Annotated in this window: 8 protein-coding genes and 1 tRNA gene; 4 read left to right on the top strand and 5 right to left on the bottom strand. The window is 69.0% G+C overall.

Features of this window, described 5'->3' with window-relative positions; all coding sequences use genetic code 11:
* Positions 1-97: 97 nt before the first annotated feature.
* Positions 98-1,126, bottom strand: a complete 1,029-nt coding sequence (gene mgrA / locus ACWGE0_RS40345; RefSeq protein WP_452266151.1) for an L-glyceraldehyde 3-phosphate reductase — start codon at positions 1,124-1,126, stop codon at positions 98-100.
* A gap of 40 nt (positions 1,127-1,166) precedes the next feature.
* Here mgrA and ACWGE0_RS40340 point away from each other — a divergent pair, with 40 nt between their 5' ends.
* The gene (locus ACWGE0_RS40340) at positions 1,167-2,843 is read left to right on the top strand and encodes a hypothetical protein (RefSeq protein WP_452266150.1); all 1,677 of its coding nucleotides are present in this window, start codon (positions 1,167-1,169) and stop codon (positions 2,841-2,843) included.
* Positions 2,844-2,906: 63 nt separating this feature from the next.
* On the opposite strand, the gene ACWGE0_RS40335 is transcribed toward ACWGE0_RS40340, so the two are convergent.
* Positions 2,907-2,979: transfer RNA gene (locus tag ACWGE0_RS40335), tRNA-Thr, on the bottom strand.
* Between the two features lie 176 nt (positions 2,980-3,155).
* Between ACWGE0_RS40335 and ACWGE0_RS40330 the strand changes: the two genes are divergently transcribed.
* The 3 genes from ACWGE0_RS40330 (at position 3,156) to otsB (ending at position 8,664) form a co-directional block, all read left to right on the top strand.
* Entirely contained in the window at positions 3,156-4,583 is a 1,428-nt protein-coding gene (locus ACWGE0_RS40330) for a threonine/serine ThrE exporter family protein (RefSeq protein ID WP_452266149.1), read from the top strand.
* Positions 4,584-4,653: 70 nt separating this feature from the next.
* Positions 4,654-6,087, top strand: coding sequence for an alpha,alpha-trehalose-phosphate synthase (UDP-forming) (locus tag ACWGE0_RS40325; RefSeq protein WP_452266153.1), 1,434 nt, complete (start codon positions 4,654-4,656; stop codon positions 6,085-6,087).
* A 45-nt stretch (positions 6,088-6,132) separates the two neighbouring features.
* Positions 6,133-8,664 carry a trehalose-phosphatase gene (otsB, locus tag ACWGE0_RS40320; protein ID WP_452266148.1) on the top strand — a complete coding sequence of 844 codons (2,532 nt, stop codon included), beginning with the start codon at positions 6,133-6,135 and terminating at the stop codon, positions 8,662-8,664.
* Between the two features lie 28 nt (positions 8,665-8,692).
* Here the strand turns inward: otsB and ACWGE0_RS40315 are convergent, their stop codons facing one another.
* From ACWGE0_RS40315 to radA, 3 genes are read right to left on the bottom strand one after another with little or no spacing between them, the layout of a single operon-like run.
* The gene (locus tag ACWGE0_RS40315) at positions 8,693-9,223 is read right to left on the bottom strand and encodes a hypothetical protein (RefSeq protein WP_452266147.1); all 531 of its coding nucleotides are present in this window, start codon (positions 9,221-9,223) and stop codon (positions 8,693-8,695) included.
* A complete protein-coding gene (locus tag ACWGE0_RS40310; RefSeq protein WP_452266146.1) occupies positions 9,195-9,752 on the bottom strand; it encodes a hypothetical protein in 558 nt (185 codons plus the stop codon). Before ACWGE0_RS40310 ends, ACWGE0_RS40315 begins: the two co-directional genes overlap by 29 nt.
* Entirely contained in the window at positions 9,745-11,145 is a 1,401-nt protein-coding gene (gene radA / locus ACWGE0_RS40305; RefSeq protein ID WP_452266145.1) for a DNA repair protein RadA, read from the bottom strand. Before radA ends, ACWGE0_RS40310 begins: the two co-directional genes overlap by 8 nt.
* Between the last annotated feature and the right edge of the window lie 15 nt (positions 11,146-11,160).

Below are 11,160 nucleotides of genomic sequence, written 5' to 3'. Positions count from 1 at the left end.
TGGTTTACCCTCCGCCTCCCCCGCGGGGGCGTTCGGTGTTCGGCCTCCTCCACTCCCCACACCGGGTTTGTGTGGTGTATATCCCCCACGCCTCAGGTCATTCGGCGTTGGAACTCGTCGCCCACAGGTCGATGCCCGACTCGACGGCGTACTTGTCGATCTCGGCGAGCTCGTCGTCGGTCAGCGGCGGCGCCTGCAGAGCCGCGAGGTTCTGCTCCAGCTGCCCGACCGAGGACGCGCCGATCAACGCCGACGTGACGCGCGGGTCGCGGATCGTCCAGGTCAGCGCGAGCTGGGCGAGCGACTGCCCGCGCGACTTGGCGATCTCGTTGAGCGAGCGGATCCGGCTGAGGTTCTCGTCGCTCAGCAGGTCCGTCGACAACGACTTGCCCTGCGAGGCGCGCGAGCCCTCGGGGATGCCGTTGAGGTAGCGGTCGGTCAGCATGCCCTGCGCGAGCGGCGAGAACGCGATGCAGCCGGCCCCGACCTCCTCCAGCGCGTCCAGCAGCTCCGGCTCGATCCAGCGGTTGAGCATCGAGTACGACGGCTGGTGGATCAGCAACGGCACGCCCGCGGACCGCAGCAGCTCGGCCGCCTCCCGCGTCTTGGCCGGCGAGTACGACGAGATGCCCGCGTACAGCGCCTTGCCCTGCTGCACCGCGGACACGAGCGCGCCCATCGTCTCCTCGAGCGGCGTCTCCGGGTCGAACCGGTGGGAGTAGAAGATGTCGACGTAGTCGAGGCCCATCCGGGTCAGCGACTGGTCGAGCGAGCTGAGCAGGTACTTGCGGCTGCCCCACTCCCCGTACGGCCCGGCCCACATGTCGTAGCCGGCCTTCGTCGAAATGACGAGCTCATCGCGGTAGGGCCTGAGATCATCCTTCAGGATCTGCCCGAACGTGATCTCCGCCGAGCCGTAGGGCGGACCGTAGTTGTTGGCGAGGTCGAAGTGCGTGACACCGAGGTCGAACGCCCTCCGCGCGATCCCGCGACCCAGCTCATAAGGCCGGTCGCCGCCGAAGTTGTGCCACAGTCCGAGCGAGATGGCGGGCAGCTTGAGGCCGCTGCGTCCCGTCCGCCGGTACGTCATCTGGTCGTAGCGCGCGCTATCCGCGAGGTAGGACATGGGGCCCAGAATGTCACGTCCTAGTGAGACAGAGCAGGACATGAAGCGCGCCGCGGAGGCGGGCGAAATCCTCGATCTCTCCCGCCGGGGCGACAACGTTCTGCGCGCCGAAGCCGTCCGCGACCTGCTGCAGTCCGGCGACCTCGGTCCGGTGGGGCTCCAGGTGACCGGTGCGCGGATCACCGGCCAGCTCGCTCTCGACTTCTTCCAGTCGCCGAACCCGTTGTTGCTGGACAACTGCCTGTTCGAGGAGCCGCTGTCGCTGTTCCACACAGAGGTTCCCGGGCTGTCGCTCGACGACTCGACGGTGCCCGGCGTCAACGCCGAGGGTCTGCACACGAGCTACCTCGCCATGCGGGACATCCGCTGCACCGGGCTGCTCGACCTGGACAACGCACGGATCGACGGTCCGCTGCTGCTCACCGGAAGCAGCATGCGCGGACTCAGCGGCGGCGGCATGCACGTCAGCCGCGACGTGTGGATGGACGGGGTGTTCGTCACCTCCGAGGGAATCGGGTGCTGGCTCGACAGCTGCGAGATCGGCATGGACCTCATGCTCAACAACGCCGTCGTGGACGCCGACGGCGACGCGATCTACCTCGACGGTGCGCGGATCGGTGGCGTGATCAGGCTGCACCACGCTTTCGCACGGGCGAGGGGGAACGGCGACGCGTTGACCTTCGTCGACGCGACGGCGCGCGGGATGGAGCTCGCCGGCGCCGTGTTGCGCAGTGAGGCGAGCATCGCCCTGCGCGGCAGCGGCGCGCACATCCGCTCCGGCATAACGCTCGACCGCGGCTTCAACGTCCTGACGAACAGCACCGATGCCGCCGTCGAACTCGTCAACACGAGATTGGGCGGAGACCTCTGGATCGGTGGGTCGATTCGCAACCGGGGCGGCCGGGCAGTGGTGGTGCACCGAGCGGTCGTCGAGGGCAGCCTGCTGGTCGCGGGCTCGCGCATCGAGGCGGAGTCGTTCGGTGCCGCGCTGGAGATCAGCGACACCGACGTCGGAGGCGAGATCGCCGTCAACCCCGAAAAGATCGTCAATCACCGCAGCGGTTTCGCTGTCGACCTGTTCGCCACGAGAGCCGGACGGGCGCTCCGCCTCGGCGTCATGCAGCACATCGACGCCGGTCCGTTCACCGCATCGCTGAACGGCCTCACCTATCCGGAGCCACCTGACGACACCAACGCATGGCTCACGATGCTGCGCAACCACACGCTGGAGTACGAAGCGCAGCCATATCAACAACTCGCCGCCGTCCACCGAGCCGCCGGTCACGAACACACCGCGCGCAAGGTCCTCATCGCCCAGCAACGGGACCTCCGCCGCCGCGGCGACCCCGGCAACAAGCTCTGGCACTGGTTCCTCGGCGTCACGCTCGGCTACGGCTACAAGCCGTCCAGAGCGGTCGCCGGACTGCTCGCCACGTTCGTGCTCGCGCTTTGTCTCGTGTGGACAACCAATGCCTATAACGGCCTTACACCGGCCAAGGACCGCCCCGCCGACTCGTGTTCACCGGTGAACAGAATCAGTCTTGCGGCGGATCTCGCGATCCCGCTGGTGAAGCTCGGCGGGACACCGCGTTGCGAACTGGCGAACGGGCCAGCCGGACAGTGGGCGACCGGAGCAGGCTGGGTGGTGCAGATCCTGGGTTGGTCGTTCGCCACGCTGAGCGTCGCGGGCTTTACCGGGCTCGTTCGCAAAAGCTGACGAACTGTCACGTCGAATTGAGACGGGGGCCCGCCCACCTGGGCGAACCCCCTTCTGCAATAGAGCCGGCGAGGGGAATCGAACCCCTAACCTTTCGCTTACAAGGCGAGTGCTCTGCCAATTGAGCTACGCCGGCCTGGCTCGTGTTCGCGAACATGGTAAGCGCCCGTTGCGGGTGCTACCTGCGGCGAACGGTCTGCTCTCAGTGTGATCGGATTGCTCCGACCGGAGTCAGACCAACCAACTGAGTGGCTCAAAGCGCCGCACAGGCCGCCTTGACCAGGTCAGGAGGGTAACCAACAGACAGTGATCATGTCCTCCGTTTTGGGTCGCCCGATCGGAGGTGGCAGACGACACAGCAACAGTCGAACGACTCCTCACGATCACACGACGGAGGTGCGCAAGATTTCCACGAACAGCCTGCACGGCCCCGCTCTGCCCGATGACACCACGGTTCACCTGGTACTCGATCTCGCACTGAAGATCGGTGAGGTCCAAATGTCCAGTGGTGCGGGCGCGGCCGACGTAACAGCCACGATTCTCTCCGTCACCGAGAGCTATGGACTTCCCCATACCGAAGTAGACGTGATCTACACCTCTATCAGCGTGTCGTGTCATCGCGGCACAGAGGCACCGCCTATCACCTCGATCAGGGTCGTCCGGCAGCGTGGTCTCGACTACACGCGACTCGCGGACGTCGAGCACCTCGTGCGCAATCTCGGGCCGATCGAAGAAGCGCACGCACGGCTGGAAGACATCACCAACGCCAAGCACCCGTATCCGCGCTGGGTCGCGACTGCCGCGTGGGGAGGAATGGCCGCCGCGGTCGCTTTCCTCGTCGGTGGCGGGCTGGTGCTCGCGATCACCGCCGCGGCCATCACCGCCGTGGTCGACCGGGTCGGCAGGCTCCTCAACCGCCGTGCGCTCCCGTTCTTCTTCCAGCAACTCGTCGGCGGTGGGCTCGGCACGGGTGCCGCGCTGGCCATCTACTCGACCGGGTTGCTGCCGGTGCGGCCGAGCCTGCTGGTCGCGGTCGGGATCGTCGTGCTGCTGTCCGGGCTCGCGCTGGTCAGCACCGTGCAGGACGCGATCTCCGGCTACAACGTCACCGCCGCGGGCCGCACGGTCGAAACCGTGCTGCTCAGCGCGGGCCTGATCGCGGGCGTCGCGCTGGCGATCCGCGCCGCCGTCCACTTCGGACTGGACATCAGGCTCAGCGACCCGTTGCCCGCGTTGATCTCCGCCGTGCCGATGCAGTTCGCGGCAGGTGCGGCGACCAGTGCGTTCTTCGCGCTCGCCTGTTACGCCCGGCCCCGTGCGCTCATCGCCGCCGCCATCTCCGGCGCGATCGGCACGGCCACCTACGGTCTCGTGACGAGCGCCGGTCTGGACGCGCTGCTCGGGTCCGCACTGGCCGCCGCGATCACCGGGTTCGGCGGCGCGACGATGACCCGGCGGCTGCGCATCCCGACGCTCGTCGTCGTGCAGGCGGGGGTCGTGCCGCTGCTGCCCGGCTGGACCACCTACCAGGGGCTGTTCCAGCTCACCGCGGAGGGCGATCCGGCCGGTTTGAGCACGCTGGTGTTCGCGAGTGGTATTGCTCTCGCCCTGGCCGGAGGGGTCGTTTTCGGTGAGTACCTGGCCCAGCCGGTGCGCACCGGACTGGGCCGATTGGAGCGCAAGTTCGCTGGTCCGCGCATGTCCGGGCCGCTCAAACCCACCGAGCGTCGGTTGGAGTGAACCTCCCTGTGACGGGGGTTACACGACACGCAGCGGCCACGCGACCGCACTAACCTGGGTTTTTGTGAGCATGGACATTGGCGAGAACGGGGCGGAATTCGTAGTCGTGGCCAACCGGCTGCCGGTTGACCTGGAGCGCTTGCCCGACGGCACAGAACGTTGGAAGCACAGCCCTGGAGGGCTGGTGAGTGCGCTCGAACCGTTCCTCCGCTCACACAGCGGCGCATGGGTCGGCTGGCCCGGTGTGGCCGACGCCGTGGTCTCGCCGTTCGAGGACGACGGCCTGCTGCTGCACCCGGTCGAGCTGTCCGCCAAAGAGGTCGAGGACTACTACGAGGGCTTCTCCAACGGCACCCTCTGGCCGCTCTACCACGACGTCGTCGCCCAGCCCGCGTTCCACCGGCACTGGTGGAACTCCTACGTGCGGGTCAACCAGCGGTTCGCCGACGCGACCGCTAAGGTCGCCGCCCAGGGCGCGACCGTCTGGGTGCAGGACTACCAGCTGCAGCTCGTCCCGGCGATGCTGCGCGAGCAGCGGCCCGACCTGAAGATCGGCTTCTTCCTGCACATCCCGTTCCCGCCGGTCGAGCTGTTCATGCAGCTCCCGTGGCGCACGGAGATCATCCGCGGTCTGCTCGGCGCCGACCTCGTGGGCTTCCACCGGCCCGGCGGCGCGCAGAACTTCCTCTGGCTGGCCCGCCGGCTCGTCGGCCTGGAGCCCAGCCGCGGCACCGTCGGTGTCCGCACCCGGCCAGGTGTCGTGCAGGTCGGCGACCGGACCGTGCGCGTCGGCGCGTTCCCGATCTCGATCGACAGCGCGGGGCTCGACGCGGTGGCTCGCCGCAAGGAGACGCAGGCCCGTGCGAAGCAGATTCGAGCGGACCTCGGCAACCCCAAGCGCATCCTGTTGGGCGTGGACCGTCTCGACTACACGAAGGGCATCGACGTCAGGATCCGCGCTCTGTACGAGCTGATCGCGGACGGACGCGTGGACCCGGAGGACGTCACGATGGTCCAGCTGGCCACCCCCAGCAGGGAACGGGTCGACCACTACAAGACGATGCGCCAGGACATCGAGCAGTCGGTCGGCCGGATCAACGGCGAGTTCGGACGGGTCGGCAAGCCCGTCGTGCACTACCTCCACCAGTCGGTGAACCGCGAGGAGCTCGTCGCGTTCATGAGCGCGGCGGACGTCATGGTCGTCACGCCCGTTCGGGACGGAATGAACCTCGTGTGCAAGGAGTACGTCGCCTGCCGATATGATCTTGGTGGAGCTCTGGTGCTCAGCGAGTTCGCCGGCGCTGCCGCAGAACTGACCAGTGCGTTCCTGGTGAACCCCCATGATCTGGACGGTGTCAAGAACGCACTGCAGGCCGCCCTCGACATCGATCCCGCTGAAGGCCGCCGTAGGATGCGCGCGCTGCGCCGCCAGGTCCTCACCCACGACGTTGACCGCTGGGCGAGGTCCTTCCTGGAGGCGTTGGGCACGCAGACCTCGGTCTGAATCCTTTCAGATCCCACTGACCCATCGAGTGCTCCAGGAGGGGCGTTGACCGCCGAGGCCCTCCCCGCCGAACTGCGCCGAGCGATCGTTCAGCTCGCGCGGACCCCGCGACTACTGGTCGCCAGCGACTACGACGGAACACTCGCGCCGATCGTGGCCGACCCGGAGCAGGCACGCCCGCTTCCGGAGTCGGTGAACGCACTGCGTTCGCTCGCGAGCCTGCACGAGACCACGTCAGCCGTGATCTCGGGCCGTGCGCTGCGCGACCTGGCCACCCTTTCCCGCCTGCCTGGCGAGGTCCACCTGGTGGGCTCGCACGGCTCCGAGTTCGACGTCGGCTTCGTGCACGCGCTGGACGCCAACGCCAAGGCGTTGCTGCGGCGCATCGAAGCCGAGCTCGAAGAGATCGCCGACGGCCAAGAAGGCGTCCAGCTCGAGGTCAAGCCCGCCTCCGTCGCGGTGCACGTGCGCCGTGCCGCGAGCGAGGCCATCGGGGAGGCCGTGCTCACCGCCGTCCGCTCCGGCCCGTGCACCTGGGAAGGTGTGCAGGTCACCGAGGGCAAGGCCGTCATCGAGCTCGCCGTCGTCGAGACCGACAAGGGCCACGCCCTCGACATCCTGCGGCACCAGGTAGGCGCCACCGCGGCGGTCTTCCTGGGCGACGACGTGACGGACGAGAAGGCGTTCGCGCGCCTGTCCGGCCCGGACGTCGGCATCCGCGTGGGTGCCGGCGAGTCGCTGGCCGAGCACTACGTGAACGACCCCGCCGACGTGGCCACCGTGCTCGCGTTCCTCCTGGAGGAGCGCCGCGCGTGGCTGCACGGCGACCAGGCCGTGCCGATCGAGCGACTGACCATGCTCGCGAACGAGCGTTCGGTCGCCCTGGTCACGCCCGATGCCAAGGTCAACTGGCTGTGCCACCCGGAACCGGACTCCGCGGCGATCTTCGCGGACCTGCTGGGCGGTCCGGCCGCCGGCCACTTCTCGATCAAGCCGGAGCACGGGTCGCTGCCGCTGGGCCAGCGCTACCTGCCGGGCACGATGATCGTGGAGACCCGCTGGTCGCGACTCCTGGTGACGGACTACCTGGAGCACGACCTCGCCTCGCACCGCACCGACCTGGTGCGCCGCATCTCCGGCTCGACCAACGCGGTGATCACGTTCGCGCCGCGGCCGGAGTTCGGTCAGGTGCCCGTGCGGTTCATCCGCGAGCAGGAAGGCCTGCGGGTCGTCGGCACCTCGGACCCGATGGTGCTGCGGTCGCCCGGCGTCGACTGGGAGATCACCTCCGACGGCGTGCAGGAGACCGCACGCGCCGTGGTTCGCCCGCGTGAGGGCGCGCCGGTGTTGCTGGAGCTGCGTTGCGGCACCGACGACATCTCCGAGCACGCCCAGGCCGAGTCCGTTCGTCGTGACCGTGCCGCGGGCTACTGGTCGGACTGGGCGGCGGGGCTTCGGTTGCCGACCGTGCAGACGGATCTGGTGCTGCGCTCGGCCCTGACGCTGCGCGGCCTGGTACACAAGGACTCCGGCTCGATCATGGCGGCGGCCACCACGTCGCTGCCTGAGGAGCTGGGCGGTGTCCGCAACTGGGACTACCGCTACTGCTGGCTGCGTGACGGCGCGATGACCGCCGCCGCGCTGGTCTCGGTGGGCTCCTTCGCGGAGGCTGACGGCTTCCTGGCGTGGCTGCACGGCGTCCTGGAGACCATCCCTGGCCCGGAGCGCCTGCACCCGCTGTACACGCTGCACGGCACGCAACTCGGTGCCGAAGCCGTGATCGACACGCTGCCCGGCTACGCGGGCTCGCGTCCCGTGCGCGTCGGCAACCTCGCGAACCAGCAGGTGCAGCTCGACGTGTTCGGTCCGGTCGTGGATCTCGTGGTGCAGCTGGCGTCGGCGCGTGGTTCGTTGTCGGACGCCGACTGGGCCATGGCCGAGGCGATGGCCGAAGCCGTCTCGCGGCGCTGGCACGAGCCCGACCACGGCATCTGGGAGGAGCGGCACGCGCCGCGCCACCACGTGTACTCGAAGGTCATGTGCTGGCTGACCATCGACCGCGCGATCAAGCTCGGCGAACAGTTCGGCCGCGAGCTGGACCCGTCGTGGGTGCCGTTGCGCGACACGATCGCCACGGACGTGCTGAAGAACGGCTGGAACGACGAAGTCCAGTCCTTCACCACGGCCTACGACGGCGACGACCTCGACGCCGCCTCCCTGTTCGTCGGCCTGTCGGGTCTGATCGACCCGACCGACGAGCGCTTCCAGTCCACCGTCACGGCCATCGAGGCGGAACTGCGGTCCGGTTCGACCGTGTACCGCTACCACCGCGACGACGGCCTGCCGGGCGACGAGGGCGGCTTCCACCTCTGCGCCGCCTGGATGATCGAGTCGTACCTGCTGACCGGCCGCCGCACCGAGGCCGAGGAGCTGTTCGGCCAGATCGTCGCGGCCGCGGGCCCCACCGGCCTGCTGCCAGAGGAGTACGACCCGGTCGCCGAGCGTTCGCTGGGCAACCACCCGCAGGCGTACTCGCACCTGGGCCTGATCCGCTGCGCCCAGCTGCTGTCCCAGTAAGTCTGATTTCGATGCCGCCGCGGTCCTCCTAGGGCCGCGGCGGCACTTTTTCAATGATCTTCGCAGTGCCCGGCGAACTGCCGAGCAGCGTGATCAGGTCACCCCGGATGAGATGCGTCCACGCCGGCGGCACGAACGGCCTCAGCCGCGCCGTCGCACGCTCACCCGGCCCCAGCACGGGCTTGGACTCGATCCACAACGCCGCGACCCGCCGATGGTTGCCCGTCACGTCCCACGTAGGCCGCTCTCCCCTGGCCTGCAACGGTTCCGCGTCGAGCCCGAGCACCAGCTCCACCCGCAACACGCCCTGGATCGACTCCACGCACCGCCACTGGAACCAGGCCCCGTCCACGTCCATCTGCGTGGCCGCCTCGGCCAGCAGGGCCCAGTAACGCGGCGTCTGCCAGGTGTTGCCGTCGAACTCCCCCAGCAGATCGAGCACCAGCTCCCACTCTTCGTGGTCGAGGTGGTCGAGCACGTCCTCGCTCTGCACCTCCGCCGGGACCATGCCCGCGGCGAACCGCAACAACTCACCTATCTCGCGGTCGTGCCTCCCCAACACCCGCACATTCGATCACAGTCGCCGTTCCAGCCACCGGCTGTCCCTCGTGCATGGTGATCACGTCGCCCGGCGCGAGGTGGCGCCACCCCTCCGGCGACAGCGCCGCCAGCCGGACCGTCGCACGGCCACCGGGCTCCAGTTCGGGCTTCGCCTCGATCCACATCACAGCCACCCGGTGATCGCCACCACCCACGTGCCACAGCGGCCGCAGCACGCCCTCGGCCGGAATCGGGTTTCTGGTGCTGGGCACCAACTGGAGGTCGACGCGGATCAGGCCCAGGCGCGTCTCGGTCTCGCGCCAGTGAAACCACTTGAAGGGCAGGTACAGCTCCTTGGCCGCGCCGGCCAGCAGGAACCAGTACTCCGACGTCTGCCAGGCGATGCCGCCGAAGTCTCCGAGCAGGTCGAGCGCGAACTCCCACTCGTTCTGGTCGAGGTACCCCCGCACGTCCGCGGCCGAGGCCCCGGTGTCGCTGCGCGCGTCGTCGGGCACGAGCGCAAGGGCACGGCGCAGCAGGTCAGTCATCTTCGGGCTTGCCGCCGTCGTCGCCCTTGGTGCTGCGACGCCGATTCAGCCCGAGCACCTCCAGCGCCGACACCAGGTCGTTCGCCACCAGCGCCCGCACCCCCTCCGGCAACGGCCCGTGGTCCGGCGGCACCAAAGCCTTCTTGAACCCCAGCCGCGCGGCCTCCTGAAGCCTCTTGCCCACCCCGTTGACGCGCCGGATCTCCCCGGCGAGCCCCACCTCGCCCAGCACGACCAGGTCGGCGGGCAGGGCGATCTCCCGTTCGGCGGACGCCACCGCCAGCACCACGGCGAGGTCGGCGGCGGGCTCGATCAGGCGCATGCCGCCCACGGTCGCGGTGAAGACGTCCTTCTGGAACAGGTTGACCTTGCCGCGCTTCTCCAGCACTGCCAGCGCCATCGAGATGCGCGCGGAGTCAAGGCCGCTCACCGCGCGGCGCGGTGCGGGCAGGTTCGTCTTGGCTACCAGGGCCTGCACCTCGCCGAGCATCGGGCGCTTGCCCTCGACGATCACCGTGACGCAGGTGCCCTCGACGGCCTTCTCGCGGCGCGTGAGGAACAGGCCGGACGGGTCCGGGACGCCCACGATGCCGTCGTCGCGCAGCTCGAAGCAGCCCACCTCGTCGGCCGCGCCGTAGCGGTTCTTGATGCCGCGCAGCAGTCGCAGGCTGGAGTGCCGGTCGCCCTCGAACTGCAGGACGACGTCGACGAGGTGTTCCAGAACTCGGGGCCCTGCAACGGATCCGTCCTTGGTGACGTGTCCGACCAGTACAACCGGCAGGCCGCGTTCCTTGGCCATCGCGATGAGTCCTGATGCGACGGTGCGCACCTGGGTGACGCCGCCGGGCACGCCCTCGACGCTCACCGTCGACATGGTCTGGATGGAGTCGACGATCAACATCGACGGCTTCACCGCGTCCACCTGGCCGAGCAACGCGCTGAGCTCGCTCTCGGCCGCCAGGTACATCTCGGCGTGCAGGTTGCCGGTGCGTTCGGCGCGCAGCCGCACCTGACCCGCGGACTCCTCGCCCGTGACGTAGAGGCAGCGGCCGTGGTGCTCGGCCCAGCGGTGCGCGGTCTCCAGCAGCAACGTCGACTTGCCCACGCCCGGCTCGCCGGCGAGCAGCACGACGGCGCCCGGCACCAGACCGCCGCCGAGGACCCGGTCGAACTCGCTGACGCCAGTCGTCAGCGCCCGCGCCGACTCGATGTCGACCTCGCCGATCGGGCGCGCCGCGGACGTGGGCGCGCCGGCGACCACGCGGGTCACCGATGCCGTGCCACGTTCCTCGATGCTGCCCCACGCCTGGCACTCGGGGCAGCGGCCGAACCACTTCGCCACCTCGTGCCCGCACTCGGCACAACGGAAGATCGGCCGCGCTGTCTTCGCCACGGATCGAACCGTAGA

Source organism: Lentzea sp. NPDC054927 (assembly GCF_053610285.1).
Note: the sequence above shows the minus strand (reverse complement) of the source record. Positions and strands in the feature narration are given on the sequence as shown.